At 60.8% G+C, this 18151-nt stretch carries 14 protein-coding genes; 5 read left to right on the top strand and 9 right to left on the bottom strand.

Annotated elements, in window-relative coordinates; all coding sequences use genetic code 11:
* Positions 1–252: 252 nt before the first annotated feature.
* The 3 genes from KX729_RS05765 (at position 253) to KX729_RS05755 (ending at position 6415) form a co-directional block, all read left to right on the top strand.
* Positions 253–2088 carry a methyl-accepting chemotaxis protein gene (locus tag KX729_RS05765; RefSeq protein ID WP_219741486.1) on the top strand — a complete coding sequence of 612 codons (1836 nt, stop codon included), beginning with the start codon at positions 253–255 and terminating at the stop codon, positions 2086–2088.
* Positions 2089–2487: 399 nt separating this feature from the next.
* On the top strand, positions 2488–4323 hold the full coding sequence (locus KX729_RS05760; RefSeq protein ID WP_219741485.1) for a methyl-accepting chemotaxis protein: 1836 nt from the start codon (positions 2488–2490) through the stop codon (positions 4321–4323).
* A gap of 253 nt (positions 4324–4576) precedes the next feature.
* The gene (locus tag KX729_RS05755; RefSeq protein WP_219741484.1) at positions 4577–6415 is read left to right on the top strand and encodes a methyl-accepting chemotaxis protein; all 1839 of its coding nucleotides are present in this window, start codon (positions 4577–4579) and stop codon (positions 6413–6415) included.
* A gap of 72 nt (positions 6416–6487) precedes the next feature.
* On the opposite strand, the gene KX729_RS05750 is transcribed toward KX729_RS05755, so the two are convergent.
* The 7 genes from KX729_RS05750 to KX729_RS05720 all read right to left on the bottom strand — a co-directional run bounded on the left by KX729_RS05750 (position 6488) and on the right by KX729_RS05720 (position 16241).
* Entirely contained in the window at positions 6488–6865 is a 378-nt protein-coding gene (locus KX729_RS05750) for a hypothetical protein (RefSeq protein WP_219741483.1), read from the bottom strand.
* A gap of 90 nt (positions 6866–6955) precedes the next feature.
* Positions 6956–9283, bottom strand: a complete 2328-nt coding sequence (glyS, locus tag KX729_RS05745; protein ID WP_219741482.1) for a glycine--tRNA ligase subunit beta — start codon at positions 9281–9283, stop codon at positions 6956–6958.
* 140 nt (positions 9284–9423) lie between these two features.
* Entirely contained in the window at positions 9424–11142 is a 1719-nt protein-coding gene (locus KX729_RS05740) for a phospholipase D-like domain-containing protein (protein ID WP_219741481.1), read from the bottom strand.
* 95 nt (positions 11143–11237) lie between these two features.
* On the bottom strand, positions 11238–13166 hold the full coding sequence (locus KX729_RS05735) for a DUF2207 domain-containing protein (protein ID WP_312990550.1): 1929 nt from the start codon (positions 13164–13166) through the stop codon (positions 11238–11240).
* A gap of 49 nt (positions 13167–13215) precedes the next feature.
* Positions 13216–14487, bottom strand: a complete 1272-nt coding sequence (locus tag KX729_RS05730; RefSeq protein WP_219741479.1) for a 3-phosphoshikimate 1-carboxyvinyltransferase — start codon at positions 14485–14487, stop codon at positions 13216–13218.
* A gap of 109 nt (positions 14488–14596) precedes the next feature.
* Entirely contained in the window at positions 14597–15148 is a 552-nt protein-coding gene (locus tag KX729_RS05725; protein WP_219741478.1) for a LemA family protein, read from the bottom strand.
* 157 nt (positions 15149–15305) lie between these two features.
* The gene (locus KX729_RS05720; protein ID WP_219741845.1) at positions 15306–16241 is read right to left on the bottom strand and encodes a glycine--tRNA ligase subunit alpha; all 936 of its coding nucleotides are present in this window, start codon (positions 16239–16241) and stop codon (positions 15306–15308) included.
* A gap of 163 nt (positions 16242–16404) precedes the next feature.
* On the opposite strand from KX729_RS05720, the gene KX729_RS05715 reads away from it, so the two are divergent.
* Together KX729_RS05715 and KX729_RS05710 are read left to right on the top strand one after the other, a co-directional pair.
* On the top strand, positions 16405–16692 hold the full coding sequence (locus KX729_RS05715; protein ID WP_219741477.1) for a hypothetical protein: 288 nt from the start codon (positions 16405–16407) through the stop codon (positions 16690–16692).
* The gene (locus KX729_RS05710; RefSeq protein ID WP_246617422.1) at positions 16689–17009 is read left to right on the top strand and encodes a type II toxin-antitoxin system RelE/ParE family toxin; all 321 of its coding nucleotides are present in this window, start codon (positions 16689–16691) and stop codon (positions 17007–17009) included. Before KX729_RS05715 ends, KX729_RS05710 begins: the two co-directional genes overlap by 4 nt.
* A 4-nt stretch (positions 17010–17013) precedes the next feature.
* Here the strand turns inward: KX729_RS05710 and KX729_RS05705 are convergent, their stop codons facing one another.
* Positions 17014–17205, bottom strand: coding sequence for a hypothetical protein (locus tag KX729_RS05705; protein WP_219741476.1), 192 nt, complete (start codon positions 17203–17205; stop codon positions 17014–17016).
* Positions 17206–17244: 39 nt separating this feature from the next.
* A complete protein-coding gene (locus tag KX729_RS05700; protein WP_219741475.1) occupies positions 17245–18111 on the bottom strand; it encodes a S49 family peptidase in 867 nt (288 codons plus the stop codon).
* Positions 18112–18151: the final 40 nt, after the last annotated feature.

Below are 18151 nucleotides of genomic sequence, written 5' to 3'. Positions count from 1 at the left end.
TAAAAATTGACCTGCGAATATCACTTCGCCGAATACGCGAAATTTAAGCGGCGACTTTCGCATCGCTGCTAAAATATTTGCGTTTGCGACTGTCAACCCCGCCATCATTAAAATTTTATTCAATTATCCGGGATCACTCTCATCACCACAGTGCGATGTGAGCACGTTGGTCCGCGCAGAATGCGCTTTTTCCCAAACATTGGTTCCGCTCCGGCTCCTCCGGGAGATTTCGGCTGCCTGAAAGTGAGTCGAATGAAAAACCTCAAGATTTCCCATCAGTTATTGGGGATGGTCGCCATTCTCATGGTGGCCTTCGCCGCGGTGACCTTCTATCAGGTCCGCACCTCGATCAATGCCATCTACGCCGAGCGCTACGACATGCTGCGCACGCAGGTGGAATCGGGCATTTCGATCCTGCAATCCTATTACGATCGGGCGCAGAAGGGCGAATTCACTCAGGAAGACGCTCAGAAATATGCCTATACGGCAGTCTCAGGCATCAAATACGAGCCGGCCGGCTATATTTTCGGCCTCGACTTCGACACCGTCACCCGCTTCCACTACAACCCGAAGCAGGTCGGCGTGAACCAGAAGGGCCAGCCGGACAAGATGGGCAATCTCTTCCGCGAAGAGATCGTTGCCAAGGGCCAGGCGGGCGGCGGCATCACCCTCTACTACTGGGAAAAGCCCGGCCAGCCGGCGGATCAGGTGTTTGAAAAGGCAACCTATTCCCGCGTCTTCGCACCGTGGAAGATCGTCGTCGCATCGGGCGTCTATACCGACGACCTCGATGCCAAGATCAACAAGACGATCCTCGAAGTCGTGGCCGTCTGGTTCGTCGCCTTCCTCTTCACGCTCGGCGCGGCCTTCATGGTCATCCGCAACATCACCAAGCCGCTGACGGCTGTGCATGCTTCCCTGCAGGCCGTCGCCGACGAAGACGTCCGGTCGGCGATCCCTCATACGGAAATGTCGAATGAAGTCGGCATGATGGCGAAGGCCACCCAGGCACTGCAGGAAAAGATCCGCGAGCGCCATGCCATGGTTGCCCGCGAGGAAAGCCAGAAGCAGGAGCTCGACCGCGAACGCCAGCAGAACCTCGACATGCAGCAGAAGGATGCAGCAAGTCAGGCTCGCGTTGTGTCCACCATCGGCGAGGCGCTTGAAGCGCTGGCGCAGGGCGACCTGACCATCCGCTGCGGCGATCTCGGCCCGCGCTACGAAACGCTGCGTCACAACTTCAACGATGCCCTCACCCATCTCGAAGCGGCGATGGCCAAGGTCAATGCCAAGGGCATCGACATCGGTGGCTCCAAGGAAGAAATCCGTCGCGCATCGAATGAGCTTTCCCAGCGCACCGAACGTCAGGCGGCAAACCTCGAAGAAACCTCGGCAGCTCTCGATGAACTGGCCGTCACCGTCCGACAGACCGCTGAAGGTGCGCATGAAGCTTCCAAGCGCGTGACTTCGGTCAGCTCGGAAGCCAGCCGTTCCGACCAGATCGTTGCCCAGGCGATCGAAGCGATGGGCGGCATCGAGCACTCTTCCGAAGAAATCGGCAAGATCATCGGCGTCATCGACGAGATCGCCTTCCAGACCAACCTGCTAGCTCTGAACGCCGGCGTCGAAGCCGCCCGCGCCGGGGAATCCGGCAAGGGTTTTGCGGTTGTCGCCCAGGAAGTCCGCGAACTGGCTCAGCGCTCCGCCGCTGCGGCGAAGGAGATCAAGGACCAGATCTCGCGTTCGTCCGGTCAGGTGCAAAACGGCGTTCGCCTCGTCGGCGAGGCTGGCGAAGCGCTGAAGCGGATTTCCGATCAGGTAAAGGCTGCCAGCGAAATCGTCGGCAAGATCGCCCATTCGGCATCCGAACAGGATACGACGCTGCGCTCGATCTCGTCGTCGCTCAACCAGCTCGACGCGGCCACCCAGCACAATGCCGCCATGGCGGAAGAGACCACAGCCTCGGCGGAAACGCTGGCTGCCGATACCGACGAACTGCTCGAGCTCATCCGCGGTTTCCGCCTGAACGCGACGCAGAACAGCGGCGGCCTCGGTCAGATGGCTCAGCGCATGCGCAGGGCCGGGTAATCCAACAAATAGTCGGGGGACGGGGAGCCGCCGGGTCGAAAGGCCCGGCGGTTTCTTTTGACAAAAGTCAAATTTTTCGACTGGAGGCTATAAAAACGGTAATTATCACATTCGCCGAAGATCAAACTCAAGCTCCGGCCTAAAATCTCATATTTAATTGGACCATCTCTATTTCATAGCGCATGCGCCGCACATCTCGTCCTGCACTCTCGCTGTATTTTTACCTTTGATAATATTAGTTTTTTTGGTCTACAATTGAATTAACGTTAAATTTTTATTCAAATATCCCATCATATTCTAGCACCGTGCAATGCGGCACAATCCATGCGCAGGACGCGCCTTTCCCACTCAGAACGACCCCACCTGTCGCACGCGGCGGCCAATCACGATGGAACGAACATGAAAAACCTGAGGATATCAAATCAGCTCGTCCTGCTGGTTCTGACCCTGATCGCCGGCTTCGCCGTCGTGACCTATTTCGAACTCCGCTCTTCGACGCAGGCGATCTATGCCGAGCGCTACGGAATGCTGCGGACGCAGGTCGAGTCCGGGATCGGAATCCTGTCGAAATTCCAGAAGCGTGAAGCGGCAGGCGAACTGACGCGCGCCGAAGCCCAGAAGCAGGCATTTGCCGCGGTCTCGGCCATGACCTTCCAGCCCGACGGTTATCTCTTTGCCTATGACTACGACGTGAAGATGCTGATGCATCCGGATCCGAAGAAGGTCGGCGAAGTTAGCAAGGGCAAGCCCGATTCCGCCGGCAAGATGTTCCGCGACGAGATGATCGTCATCGGCAAGGCCGGCGGCGGTATCATCGAATATCTGAGCACGAGCAAGCCGGGACTGCCGGATGCCGACTATGCCAAGGCTTCCTACGCAAAAGCGTTCGAGCCCTGGCAGTTGGTGCTTGCCACCGGCGTCTATACGGATGACCTGGCTGCCCAGATCCGCGGGATGATCCTGAAGGCTGTTGCGATCGGCGTCGGTGCCCTCCTCCTCGCCCTCGGCGCAGCCTACGTCGTCATCCGCGGCATCACCAAGCCGCTGGCGGCCGTCAACTCCGCGCTTGACGCCGTTGCCGACGAAAACGTGACGATGGCCATCCCGCATACCGAGATGGCCAACGAAGTCGGCACGATGGCGAAAGCCACCAAGGCACTGCAGGAAAAGGTCCGCGAACGCCATGCCATGGCCGGCCGCGAAGAACAGCAGCGCCAGGAACTTGACCGCGAGCGCCAGCAGAACCTCGACATGCAGCAGAAGGATGCGGCCTCCCAGGCGCGCGTCGTCTCCACCATCGGCGAGGCTCTCGAAGCACTGGCACAGGGCGATCTGACGGTTCGTTGCAACGATCTCGGCCCGCGCTACGAAACGCTCCGTCATAACTTCAACGATGCGCTCGGCCACCTCGAAGCTGCGATGTCCCGCGTCAATGCCAAGGGCATCGATATCGGTGGTTCGAAGGAAGAAATCCGCCGTGCCTCCAACGAACTGTCGCAGCGCACCGAGCGTCAGGCCGCCAATCTGGAAGAGACGTCCGCTGCAATCGACGAACTTGCCGTCACCGTCCGCCAGACGGCCGAAGGCGCCCACGAGGCCGCACAGCGCGTGACCACGGTCAGCAGCGAAGCGAGCCGTTCCGACCAGATCGTCGCCCAGGCGATCGAGGCTATGGGTGGCATCGAGCACTCTTCCGAAGAAATCGGCAAGATCATCGGCGTCATCGATGAAATCGCCTTCCAGACCAACCTGCTGGCTCTGAACGCCGGCGTCGAAGCGGCCCGCGCCGGTGAATCCGGCAAGGGTTTTGCGGTCGTCGCCCAGGAAGTTCGCGAACTGGCGCAGCGCTCCGCCGCTGCCGCGAAAGAAATCAAGGACCAGATTTCGCGGTCTTCCGGTCAGGTACAGAACGGCGTTCGTCTTGTCGGCGAAACCGGCGAGGCCCTGAAGCGCATCTCCGACCAGATCAAGAGCGCCAGCGAAATCGTCGGCAAGATCGCCCATTCGGCATCCGAACAGGACACGACGCTGCGCTCGATCTCGTCGTCGCTCAATCAGCTCGACGCGGCCACCCAGCACAATGCCGCGATGGCCGAAGAGACTACCGCATCGGCCGAGGCGCTGGCCGCCGACACGGACGAACTGCTTGGCCTCATCCGCGGTTTCCGCCTCAGCGGCGCCCAGAACTCCGGCGGCCTTGGCCAGATGGCCCAGCGCATGCGCAAGGCAAGCTGAGGCTGTCGCAAGGCAGATCAGGCATTCAGCAAAAAAAGCCGCCGGGGATCAAAACCCGGCGGTTTTTCTTTGTCCGGCAAGGGGTTGCATCGGCCAAAGATCCTCTGTCGGAGGACGGGTATTTAGCTAAATATTTAACAGTTTGTCATAATCTTTTCGGCATGCCGTTCGGCTCTCGCGCATGATGCGTTTTCCCCTCCATCCATCGCAGCAATGGGCGTCCGCCGCCGCTTTTCCGAAAGAAACCGTTGCCATGAAAAATTTGAAGATCGCCCATCAGCTCGTGCTGTTGATCGCGGCGCTGTTCGTCGCCTTTGCCGGTTATTCCTATTTCCAGATCCGGGGCGCGGCGCAATCGACCTATAACGAGCGCATCGACATGCTGCGCACCCAGGTGGAAACCGCCATCTCCGTGATGCAGTCCTATTCCGACCGTGAAAAGGCCGGCGAATTCTCGAACGAGGAGGCGCAGAAGCGTGCTTTCTCAACCATCACCAAGATGAAATACCAGCCGAACGGCTATTTCGTCGGTATCGACTACGACGTCACGCTGCGCATCCACCCGGTCCCGACCCTGGTCGGCCAGAACCAGCAGCAACAGCAGGACAAGGCCGGCACGTTCTTCAGTCGCGACATGGTTGCCATCGCCCGCAAGGGTGGCGGCGTGGTCGAATACTTCTGGCCGAAGCCCGGCGATACCAGCGGCGCGGTGGCCAAAAAGGCCTCTTACGCCATGGCCTTCGAGCCCTGGAAGATCACGATCAGCACCGGCGTCTATATGGACGACCTGGATGCCAAGGTGAACGGCATGATCGCCAATGCCGTGCTGATCGGCGCAATCGTCTTCGCGTTCGGCATGGCGGCCGCCTTTTTCGTCATCCGCGGCATTTCCAAGCCGCTCGGCAACATCCATCAGGCGCTGGGCGCCGTTGCCAACGAGGATGTCGGCATCAAGATCCCTCACACGGAGATGTCGAACGAAGTGGGCATGATGGCGAAGGCCACCCAGGCCCTGCAGGAAAAGATCCGCGAGCGCCACGCCATGGTTGCCCGCGAGGAAAGCCAGAAGCAGGAGCTCGACCGCGAGCGCCAGCAGAATCTCGACATGCAGCAGAAGGATGCAACCTCGCAGGCTCGCGTCGTGTCCACCATCGGCGAAGCTCTCGAAGCCCTCGCTCAGGGCGACCTGACGGTCCGTTGCGACGATCTCGGCCCGCGCTACGAAACGCTCCGTCACAACTTCAACGACGCCCTCACCCATCTGGAAGCCGCCATGGCCAAGGTCAATGCCAAGGGCATCGACATCGGCGGCTCCAAGGAAGAAATCCGTCGCGCTTCGAACGAGCTGTCGCAGCGCACCGAGCGTCAGGCTGCCAATCTGGAAGAAACGTCTGCGGCTCTCGACGAACTCGCGGTTACCGTCCGCCAGACCGCGGAAGGCGCTCATGAGGCGTCGAAGCGCGTCACTTCGGTGAGCTCGGAAGCCAGCCGCTCCGACCAGATCGTTGCCCAGGCGATCGAAGCCATGGGCGGCATCGAGCATTCGTCGGAAGAGATCACCAAGATCATCGGCGTCATCGATGAAATCGCCTTCCAGACCAACCTGCTGGCTCTGAACGCCGGCGTCGAAGCCGCCCGCGCCGGTGAATCCGGCAAGGGTTTTGCGGTTGTCGCACAGGAAGTCCGCGAACTGGCACAGCGCTCCGCGGCGGCCGCGAAGGAAATCAAGGACCAGATCTCGCGTTCGTCCGGTCAAGTGCAGAACGGTGTTCGCCTCGTCGGCGAGGCTGGCGAAGCGCTGAAGCGGATTTCCGATCAGGTGAAGGCTGCGAGCGAAATCGTCGGCAAGATCGCCCATTCGGCTTCCGAGCAGGATACGACGCTGCGCTCGATCTCCTCGTCGCTGAACCAGCTCGACGCGGCCACCCAGCACAATGCTGCGATGGCGGAAGAGACCACAGCATCGGCGGAAACGCTTGCTGCCGATACCGACGAACTGCTCGAGCTCATCCGCGGTTTCCGCATCGGCAATGGCGGCAGCGTTGCCGGCGGCCTGCAGCAGATGGCCTACAAGATGCGCAAAGCCGGCTGAGCCGGATATTTTCAGACAAGATCATCATGCCGCTGGGTCAAAAGCCCGGCGGTTTTGTTTTGTGCTGAGAGTTTATCTGGCCGAAACTGCCGCCTGCGACGCCGGGCAATCGCCCTTCTGCACGCCGTGGATCGAGGCGGCCAGTGCGATCGTAACAACCAACGCCCCGCCGGACAGGGCGAGTGCTGCAGCATGCGCAAGGCCGCCTCCCCTGCGAAAATAGGTCTTGAGCATAACGATCTGGTCCTTGTCGAAAACCAGGCCGCGCCACATGCCCTTCATCGTCTTGCGATGTTTGTCCTGCCGCCAGATGACGAACATCAAGCCCAGGAACAGTAGGGAGAACGCCACGAAAGACAGCGACATGACGACGTTCAGCACGCCGTCCTCGCCCATGCAGATAGTGTGAAGCCGGAAACTCCGCACGAGATAAGGAGCATCCGGTTCCATGCACATCCTCCCTGCCCTTCGCCTGAGCTCAGGGCGTTGGTTCTCCGGAATGATTCACTGGATCATTCCATCGGCTTCGCCGAACAGTCCCTACCCGCTGATCTTCGAAAAGTCGGCAACGGTGCCCGTGGCTTCGCGGATCGCCTTCAGGAGTGCCAGACGGTTGGCGCGGATCGCCGCGTCGTCGTCATTGACCAGCACATCCTCGAAAAACTTGTCGACCGGGACGCGCAGCATCGAGAGCGCTTCCATGGCAGAGCGGAAATCTTCCTTGGCGATCGCCTCAGAGGCTTCCTTCGAGGCTGTCTGGACGGCCGCCCAGAGCGCCTTTTCGGCATCGAGCTTCAGGAGGGTGTCGGCGACGCCATCGGCAACGACGGTGCCCTTCTTCTCTTCGGCGGCCAGCAGCTGCACGGCGCGCTTGGTGCCGGCCAGCAGGTTCTTGCCGTCTTCCGAGGTGATGAAGGCCGTCAGTGCTTCGACACGGCGGGCGACCATCAGAAGATCGTCAGCATCGGGCGTGAGGACGGCGTCGATCAGGTCGTGACGGGCGCCCATGTCGCGCAGGTAGACCTTTAGGCGGTCATGGAAGAAGGAGAGAAGGTCAGGAACAGTATCTTCGAGACGCTCCAACTTATAGCCCCAGTGGCCTTCAGTGTACCAGCCTTGCTCATGAATTTCGTCCAAGAGATCGTATCGGCCGAGGACTTCTTCCGCATCCGTAATTCTTTGCTCGATATCACGATCCATTTTGGTCAGCTCAGCGGCCACGACAGGTTCAAGCCCCTTTGCCAATACCCTGAGCAAGCCCAACCTTACCTTCCGCTCCATTATAATCCGCACCACGCCCAGCGCGGCACGCCTCAGCGCGAACGGATCCTTCGAACCGGTCGGCTTTTCGTCGATCGCCCAGAAGCCGACGAGCGTGTCGAGCTTGTCGGCGAGTGCCACCGTCAGGCCGACCTTGTCTTCCGGAAGGCGGTCGGAGGGGCCGTTCGGCTTCCAGTGATCCTCGATCGCGGCGGCAACGGCTGCGTTTTCGCCCTGCAGCAGCGCGTAACGGCGGCCCATCAAGCCCTGCAGTTCGGGGAATTCGCCGACGGCTTCGGTGCGCAGGTCGGCCTTGGCGAGCACCGCTGCGCGATCCACCAGCACCGGATCGGCGCCGACGATCGGCGCGAGCTGGGCGGCGAGAGCGCGGATTCGGGCGACGCGTTCGCCTTGCGTGCCGAGCTTGGCGTGGAAGGTGACGTTCAGCGCATCGAGCTTCGACATGCGCTGGTCGAGCGGCTTTTTAAGGTCGAGATCGAATTTCTGAGCCGAGGCTTCCAGCGTCTGAAGGTCCGGCAGGTTGCCCTGGTCGCGGGTCCAGAAGTGCTTGGCATCCGATAGGCGGGCGCGCACGACCTTGCCGTTGCCGTGAATGATTTCCTTGCCGCCATCCTTCGCCTCGATATTCGAGATGAGGATGAAGTGGTTCGAAAGCCCCTCGCCGGATTGCGGACGGGTGACGAAGCATTTCTGGTTCGTCTTGATGGTAAGACGGATGATTTCGGCAGGGATCTCGAGATATTCCTTCTCGAACTCGCCCATCAGCACATGCGGCCATTCGACGAGGCCGGAGACTTCTTCCAGCAGGCCTTCATCCTCGACCAGTTCGAGGCCATTGGCGAAAGCGAGATCGCGGGCGTCGTGCAGGATCACGTCCTTGCGGCGCTCGGCGTCCAGCATCACCTTCGCCTTTTCGAGGCTCGATGCATAATCGTCGAAACGGCGCACGGTGATCGCGTCCGGCGCGTGGAAACGGTGGCCGTAGGTGACGTTGCCTGCGGTAAGGCCGTCGATCTCGAACGGGATGACCTGAGTCTCTTCATGCTCGGGGCCGAAGACGCAGACGATCGACTGCAGCGGGCGCACCCAGCGCAGGCTTTCCGGGCCCTTGCCGTCAACGCCGCCGAAACGGGCACCCTTCGGCATCGAGGCGGCACCCCAGCGCATCGATTTCGGCCAGGGGAAAGTGCGGATGATGCCGGGCATCACATCGCCGATGATCTCTTCCGCCGGACGACCGGGCTTGGCGATGATCGCGACGTAGAAATCGCCCTTTTTCGGATCGCTGACGACCTGTGCCTCGGAAACATCCGACAGGCCTGCCTTGCGCAGAAAGCCGGCGATCGCCTGTTCCGGCGCCTTGGTGGACGGGCCCTTCACCTCTTCGCGCTGATCGGCGGAACGGGCGGTGAGGCCGCGGATATCCAGTGTCAGCCGGCGCGGCGTCCAGTATTCGCGCGCACCCTCATAGGTCAGACCCGCTTCCACCAGCGCGTCGGTGACGAGCTTTTTCAGATCTCCCGCCGCCTTGCGCTGCATGCGGGCGGGAATTTCCTCCGAGCGGAGTTCGAGAAGCAGATCGGGCATGGCTTTAAGTCTTTGCGCTGGAAATGACGTGCGGCGGACTTAGCAAGCCCGCCGCCAAAAGTCATCCATGAAAGCGGGGGATCGCGCTGAAAGCAAAGCAGGGAGCCGACCGTTCCGCAGCGGCCTTTGGGGCGCGTGGCTTACCGGAAGAGGTTGCGCATCCGGTCGTGATAGCTGCCGGACTTGAAATAGGAGCCGACCCAGCTGTCGTCCGGTTCCAATATCGCCGCCTTGCGCGGATCGCCGCGCTTTTCCTTGGCAAGCTTGATCGCCACCGTGCGGAAATAGAGGTGGTTGAACAGCCGCATATATTCGTTGACGTAGATATCGGCGACCGAGCGAAAATCCGGGCCGCGCATCAGCATCATGTTCTCGTCATTGCCGGTGACCGACGGATCGGAAAAATTGGCTGAACCACAATAGATTTGCGGATCTTCCGACAGCGCGTCGATCAGCATGATCTTGGTGTGGATGTAGAAGATATTGCCCTTGGCGCGGAAATGCTCCTCTTCCCGGAACCATTGGTCCAAAGCATAGCCCTTCAGCTTCAGCTTGATCGTCTCTTCGTTGAGCCTGGCGCCGAGCGCGATGCGCGTATCGCGGTCGATCGCCAGCGTCGCCTGAGCCTCAGCATTGCTGTCCGGCCGCTCCATCAGGATGAAACGGATGAAATCCTTGTCCTTGGCGAACTTCTCCACCAGCTGGTTGGCGACGCCGAAGGCAGCGGTGAACATGACGCTGGAATTGGCCGCGTCCATTCGGTCCGCAAACCATTCCAGAAGACCGGCCTTGCGGGGCGCGAAGACCGCCTTGACCGCATTCGGCGCCAGCGCCCCGACCGGATCGGGAAAGGTCTTGGTATTGAACGCCTTGAACGGGCTAGTCTCAGGGTCGCTCGCGAGCTTTTCCCAATACTGGTTATAGGTGGCAGCCAGCACCGGATCGCGGATGACATGGGCGACATTGCTCTGCCCGAGGAAACCGGACGAAGTGAAATTCGTCGAACCGGTCCAGATCTGCACCGGCTTGTCGTCTTCCAGCAGCACGATGAACTTGTTGTGCGGGATTTTCGAAAAGTTGCAGCGCGTGTGGAGCGTCAGGTTTTTCGTCTCGGCAAGCTTTGCAGCCGCGATGGTGGCGACGTTCTTCTCGCTGGTCTCGTCGAGGACGATATCGCCGTTCTGCTTGCGGTCGCCCGCGTCGTAGCAGATCTGTACCTTGGCACCCGTGCCGGCAGCGATCTTCAAGGCCTCGAGAATGGGCATGTAGTGGAATTCGTAGGCCGCGACACGCAGCTCGAACTTCGTACCATTCGCCTGAGCGATATAGGCAAGCGCCGCATCGAGAAGGCCGCGTGACAGCCATTTGACCTTGTCATTGGCCGGGTCGTTCTGCTCCTCGTCCGTCGGGCCGACATTGCCGAAACGATCCGCGAAGGACTGGCTCGGGATGGCGCCGCGATTGAAATAGACGCCGTGGGTGTCGCCGGCCGCATTGGCGGTCTTCACATTGTCGAGCTCGATTTCGGGCCCGTAGGTCAGTGCGGAAGGTTTGCCGTAAACCGCCTGGACGACATAGTCGTAGGAGGTCGCAGGTTCGGCGGCATAGTCGCCCCACTGGAAATCCTGGATCGGGTGCTGACGCGTCGACTTGCTGTCGCCGGGTTGCGGATGCGGATTGGTTTCCTCGAAGAACTTGAAGCCCTTCATCCAGCGGATTTCACCGGCACCGGACTTTCGGCGACCGAGCGTGAAACCGAGAAGCCCTTCGCGCGCTTCCGGCGTGGCATCGAAGCCGAACAGCACCGTGTGCGACCCTACAATCGGCCTGACGCTGATACCGTCCTTCACGACCCGCATGGCATGTCCTCCGCTCGGATACACCCTAGATATACATCATGACGGACGCATGAAGCCATAGGTCGAACCGTCAGCGGGAGCGCGGGGGCTGCCGTTTACCAGCCGCCCCCTCCGCCGCCACCTCCGCCACCGCCTGACGACCCGCCCGAAAAACCGGAGGACGAAGAGGAAGACTTCGGTGCGGGAATGGTCGAGGCGATGGTGCCGGCCATGGAGGAAGAGAAGCCGCCGATGCGGTCACCGAAACGACCGCCGCTATTGCCGTTATACCAGGTGGGGTCATAGGCGGAGGCTGCGGCACCCGCGGCAACGGCCGTCGCCAGCCAGGCTTCGAAAGCGCGGCTCCAGGGTTTTTCAACGCCGAGTGCGACGGCGTAAGGCAGGAGCTTTTCGAAATGCGTCGGCGACATGGTCGGCACGCCGGCCATGTTCATCCGGTCGCGCTCAGCCAGCGTCAGGTAGATGCGCAAGCCCTCGATACCGTCCGACAGCTTCTGGCCGAGTGGCGTCGGGGCGCCCATCAGGAAGAAGAAGATGACGTTCGACAGCACGATGCCGCCGACCGATACGAGGATCGGCCAATGATCGCCGCCCGTCAGCTCGGAAAGGATGACTACGATCAGCGATGAGGCGATCGACAGGCCGACGAGACCGAAGATCGCCAGCATGAAGATCGACATGATTTTGGAAAACAGCGAGGAACCGCGGCGCAGGCCCTGGCCGAATTTGACCGCGAAAATGCCGAGGAAAACCGCCAGGAAGGCCGGAATGAGCAGCAGCGCCAGCATGTCCGGCTCAAGGTTGCCGAAGACGATCAGCGACAGGATGGACAGCACGCTGATTGCGACGCCGCCGAAAACATAACCCTTGTTGCCGTGGTAATATTTGCCGCGATGTTCCTTCTCGATCGCCTGGCGGAAGCTCGAACCGACCGACTGCACGGTGGCGCCGTTCGCCTCGTCGATGACGAGGCTCTGACCGCTGCCGCCGACAGCACTGAGAATGGAGGCCTGACCGACCCCCACATCCCGCGGCGCGGGCTTGTCGGTGCGGCGGATGACGATCTTGTCCTTGAGGTCGTCGAACGTGACATAACCCTTGACGGCGAGATCAAGGGCGCTCGCTGAAAACGCGGTCCAGCCGCCGCCGGAAAAGCCCTTGTTGTCGACGTAATTGACCAGCGCGGGGGAAAGCCCTTCCGGCGGATCCCAGCGCGGCACGGCAACGCCACGGGCGGGATCTCGGCCGACCTTGACCCAGAACAGCATGTAATAACCGACGACGACGATCAGGCCGCCGACGCCGAGCAGCATTCCGGCATTGTCGCGCATCCACCAGGCATCCTTCTGGTCCTTGGACGGCGTGGCTACGATCCCTTTTGGAAAGCCGACGACGATCGTCAGGCCCTCCTGCGGGCCGAGCGGCTGCGTGGTGGAGAACACCGCCTGATTGCCGGCGGACTGCATGCGGGCGTTACGGGCGGTGGAGCCAAGCGGGCCGGTATAGGCTGCGGTCTGGATCACGCGGCCGCCGGGCAGCGTGACCCGCGCCGAAGCCTGGCCGATGCGGAACTGCCAGCCATTGCCGGTGACATTCCAATAAAGCTCGTCATGATCGTCGAAATAACGGATCTGCCGGTCGGTCTTGTAGGTGAAGACGTAGGTATGCTGGCCATCGTCCAGCAGCACGTCCTTGTCTCCCGCGTAGATGCGGATGCCGCCGGTGATGCTTTCGGTGCGCCAGGGCTCGTTGTGCCCATCGCGGGTAACCGAAACGACATCGAACCCGGCCCGCACCGTGCGGCCGTTGCCATCCACCATGGTCAGCGGAAAGTCGCGAAAAATGCCGCGCTTGATCTGGTCGCCTTCGGAATTGACCGTAATGGTTTCGGCCACCGTCAGGTCGCCGTTTTCGGCGATCCGGATATCCGAATTATAGGTACGGATGGTTTCTTCCGCCCGGACCGGCAGGGCCGCCAGGGCCAGAAGAAGCGCCAGGCAAAAACCGGAGAGCCACCGTGTCACGAGATTTCCCCCTTTTGGCCTTGCCCGGCGCCCCGCCGAAACAAAAGCCCTATTCGATATCCGTATAAGAAACCCCGAGCGAGGCCAGTACATCCCAATAATCCGGGAAAGTCTTGGCGACGCAATCGGGGTCGAGAATGGTGATGCCGTTGATCTTCAGGCCCGCCAGCGCGAAACTCATGGCGATCCGGTGGTCGGCAAAGGTATTGATCGAGGCCGGCAGCGTCTGGTCGGCAAGCGACGGGTCGGATGCGACGACAAGGTCGTCGCCCTCTTCCGTTGCAAGCCCTTCGCGGATGGCGTTGAGGCCGAGCGACAGAGCCCGCACCCGGTCGCATTCCTTGACGCGCAGGTTGGCAATGCCGGTGAAGCGCACCGGCGTTTCGTTGAAGGCCGCAAGCACGGCAAGCGTCGGCACCGCATCCTGCATCTGCGAGCCGTCGATTTCGGCCGGCAGGTGCGGAAACTTTGCGATGATGTCGTAAGCCTTGGCATCCGGCTGAGTGAAAGCCTCGTTCGCAACGCCCAGATCGATCGTGCCGCCGGTCAGCACTTCGGCGGCCCAGAGATAGGTCGCGGCGGACGCATCCGGCTCGATGACGAAATCGGTAGCCTTGTAGCCGGTCGGCTCGATCTTCCAGGTTGCCGCGTCGACCTGCTCGACCTTGGCGCCGAAGGCTTCCATGGCGGAGAGCGTCAGGTCGACATAACCGCGCGCGCCGATTTCCGTGCCGGCAAGTGCAACAGTCAGCGGCGCATTGGCGCCGGGCTTCACCAGCGGGCCTGCCATCAGCAGGGCGGAGACATATTGGCTGGAAAGGCCGGCATCGATCTCGACGCGGCCGGAGGCGAAATGACCATTGCCGCGCACCGTGACTGGCGGGCAACCGGTCGGCGCCTCAGCGTTCAGGCCGAGAGCGTTGAGGGCGGAGACCAGCGGGCCGATCGGCCGCTTGCGCATATGCTCGTCGCCATCGACGACGACGGTTCCGTCAACGGAGGCGACGGCTGCGGTGAGGAAGCGGGTGGCGGTGCCGGCATTGCCGAGGAAAAGCAGCCCGGCCGGCGGCTTCAGCGCGCCGGAACCGGTGACGACGAAGGTCGTGGCATCCGGCTCTTCGACGCTGACGCCCATGGCACGCAGGGCTTCGGCCATGTAGCGGGTGTCGTCGCTCCTCAGCGCGCCGGTCAGCCGGCTCCTGCCCTTGGCAAGGCCGGCCAGAAGCAGCGCGCGATTGGTGATCGACTTCGAGCCCGGCGGCATGGCGCGACCGGAAAGCGGCCTGCCCGGCGGCAGGATGGTAAGTTTGGCTCGGCCCATGGTGATCGTCTCTTCCGTCTGATGCGGCGCCCGTTCGAAGGCGCCGCGCTATTTGAACCCTTAGGCCGCGCTCTTAAACCCTCGCGGCACAAAGGTCCAATGACGGTTTTCAGAACTTGACCGTCGGAACGACGCGGTCGGCGGGGTTGTCGATTTCGAAATATTCGCGCTTCGAGAAGCCGAACTGGCCGGCAATCAGGTTGTTCGGGAAGCTTTCGACCTTGACGTTCAGGTCGCGGGCCGCGCCGTTGTAATACCGGCGGGACATCTGGATTTCGCTTTCGATGCCTTCGAGCGAAGCCTGAAGTTCGGAGAAATTCTGGTTGGCCTTGAGCTCAGGATAGGCTTCCGCGAGCGCGAAAACTTTGCCGAGCGCCTGGGACAGAAGGCCTTCCGCCTGGGCGCGGCCCGCAACATCGCCGGCCGGCACGGCCTGGGCCTGGTTGCGCAGCTTCACGACCTCTTCGAACGTGCCCTTTTCGTGGGCCGCATAACCTTTGACGGTTTCGATAAGGTTTGGAATGAGATCGGCGCGGCGCTTGAGCTGCACGTCGATGCCGGACCACGCCTCCTCCGCCATCTGACGCGATTTGACGAGGCCGTTATAGATCATAACGACGTACAGGCCGACAATGGCAACTATGCCGAGAGCGATATACATGCGCGAATCCCCCAGATGACGCAATATCCTTGCGAGGAGACTAGCCACAGTTCCGGAAGGCCGTCAAATTCGCGGGGACTTATTTACAGCGTCCCCAACGAATGTTTCAGAAATAATCATGACGCCAGTCCGACAGGCCGAGCGCCGATGTTTTGCCTTATGCCGCTGCCTGGCTGAAGTTCAGCCCACCTGCATCCGTCTGCAGGAAAGCTTCGCCGCAGGCCTTGGACAGCGCGCGGACACGCAGGATATAGCTCTGGCGTTCGGTGACCGAGATCACGCCGCGGGCGTCCAACAGGTTGAAGACGTGGCTGGCCTTAATGCACTGGTCATAGGCCGGGAAGACGCATTTGTGGAGCATTTGATTGTCACTGGCGCCCGGAGCACCGAAGGCGAGCAGCGCCTGGCATTCCTTTTCGGCATCGATGAAATGCCGGTGCAGCATGGCGGTATCGGCGAATTCGAAGTTGTGACGAGAATATTCCTGCTCGGCCTGCAGGAAGACGTCGCCATAGCTGATCTTTTCCTCGCCTTCGCGGCCATTGAAGTTCAGGTCGTAGACATTGTCGACGCCCTGGACATACATGGCCAACCGCTCGAGACCATAGGTCAATTCGCCGGCGACCGGCGAGCATTCGATGCCGCAGACCTGCTGGAAGTAAGTGAACTGCGAGACTTCCATGCCGTCGCACCAGCATTCCCAGCCTAGGCCCCAGGCGCCGAGCGTCGGGCTTTCCCAATCATCCTCGACGAAGCGCACGTCATGCAGAAGCGGGTCGAGGCCGATCGCCTTCAGCGAACCGAGATAGAGTTCCTGCAGGTTCGGCGGATTCGGCTTCAGGATGACCTGATACTGGTAGTAGTGCTGCAGGCGGTTCGGGTTTTCGCCATAACGGCCATCGGACGGACGACGCGACGGCTGTACGTAAGCGGCCTTCCAGGGCTTGGGACCGAGCGCGCGCAGCGTGGTCGCCGGATGGAAGGTACCGGCACCGACTTCCATGTCGTAAGGCTGCAGCACGGCGCAGCCCTTGTCGGCCCAATAATTATGGAGCGCGAGGATCAGCCCCTGAAAGGAGCGGGTCGGAGACATGTGATCTGGCAGTTCGGTCATGGCGATATCTTCGGTTTTGTGGATGCGGACGAGTGCCATGCATCAGGGGCGTGGGTCAAGGATTTATGCGTCGGCAGATGTTGGGCCCTGCCTTTGGTGAGGGAACCATGATAAGACTGGCGCTGAGTTTCGGAGATGATCGATGAACATCAAGAACACGGTGACATTATCGGACCGCTATCTGCGCCAGGCCGAAAGGCTGGTGGAGAATGGACAGTTTCCGTCGATCGAGAAGGTGATCGAAGCAGGCATCGACAGCCTGATGAACGACGATCCTGTGCCGGCCGGCCCGAACGATCCACTTGCCGGAATGGCCGACGAAATCCGCCGCCGGCTGGCGACGCCGCGGGATCAGTTCATTCCAATGGACGCGGATAACATGTTCGATCGTGTCCGCGCCCGTCTCGACGAGAAATATAAGGCCAAATGATGCCGACCTACCGGCTGGAATATCATTCGGACGCCGTTCAGGATCTTGTCGATATCCATAATCTTATTGAGGATTATGCTGGTCGCGCTATCGCAAACAGAAAACTGGCGGAGATAGAAGCCGCCACCTACCGGCTTGAAGACCTGCCGAAGATCGGTTCGATCAGAAACGACTTCGCCCCCAGTTTGCGGGCCCTTCCCATTGCTGGAAAAGGCGTTATCTGCTTCACCGTCGATGACGAGACGCTAACCGTCTTCATCATCTGCATCAGCTATGCCGGATCGGACTGGGCGTCTCGTGTCAAGGAGCGCCTCTGAGCGCCTATTCCTCTTCCCGCTTCACCCGATATTCCCCCGTCACCGGGTCCTTCTCCAGCGTCGCAATCGCACCCGTCTCGCGCTCTTTCTCCTTCTGGCGAGAGCGGGCGCTCAGCCGTTCGGCGTCCTTGATGAACTTCTTGTAGAGCATCCAGCCACCGCCGATGAGGATGATCAGAAATAAGAGTTGCGCCATTTCCCCCTGCCGCTTTTCCTTTGGTATGTTGATACGACTTCAGAGACCGTATCGGCTCCACAATGCCTTTTCTTCAAGGCTTGCAGCAAGACCCGATGCCGCACCCGCGGCGATTTCGTCGGCCTTTGCCCCGCCGAATACTACACCCGGGACGCGTTTGCCAAACAGCGTACGGGCGCTGCCGATCAGTTCCAGCTTGGCATCCTTGCCATAACGACGCTTGATCACTTCGCGCATGTCGCCGAGCCCGTCGATCAGGCCGAGATCGAGGCCGCGCTGGCCACTCCAGAACAGGCCGGAGAAAATGGTCGCATCGTCCGTCAGCCGCTCGCCGCGGCGCGTCTTCACCATGTCGATGAAAACCTTGTGGATTTCCAGCTGCAGCGTCTTCAGATATTCGATGTCGCCTTCCTTTTCCGGCTGGAAAGGATCGAGGATCACCTTGTTTTCGCCGGCCGTATAGACGCGGCGCTCGACACCTATTTTCTTCAGCAGCTCCGGAAAGCCGAAGCCGCCGGAGACCACGCCGATCGAACCGACGATCGACGTCGGATCGGCAAAAATCTCGTCGCCGGCCAGCGCGATCATGTAACCGCCGGACGCCGCGACGTCCTCGACGAAGATCAGGGCTTTCTTGTTCTTTTCTTCCGACAGCGACCGGATGCGCTGGAAGATCAGCCGCGACTGGACAGGCGAGCCGCCCGGCGAATTGATGGAGATGGCGACGACCGGGGCATCTTTCTTGGAAAAAGCCTTTTCCAGCATCGGCGCGACATTGGCGAGGTTGAGGCTCTGCTTGAACTGGCTGCCGCCGGCCATGATGGCGCCTTGCAGCCGAACAACCGGAACGGTCACTCCCTGCTTTCGGAACCGCTTCGGCATCAGCCTTCTCAAAAACCCGGCCATCTCTACTCCTCAATCGCGTTTAACCTGCCAAAACATGTAT

The sequence above is a fragment of the Neorhizobium populisoli genome, assembly GCF_019430945.1.
Lineage (GTDB): Bacteria > Pseudomonadota > Alphaproteobacteria > Rhizobiales > Rhizobiaceae > Neorhizobium > Neorhizobium populisoli.
The sequence above is the reverse complement of the archived record's forward strand: the minus strand, read 5'-3'. Positions and strand labels throughout refer to the sequence as shown.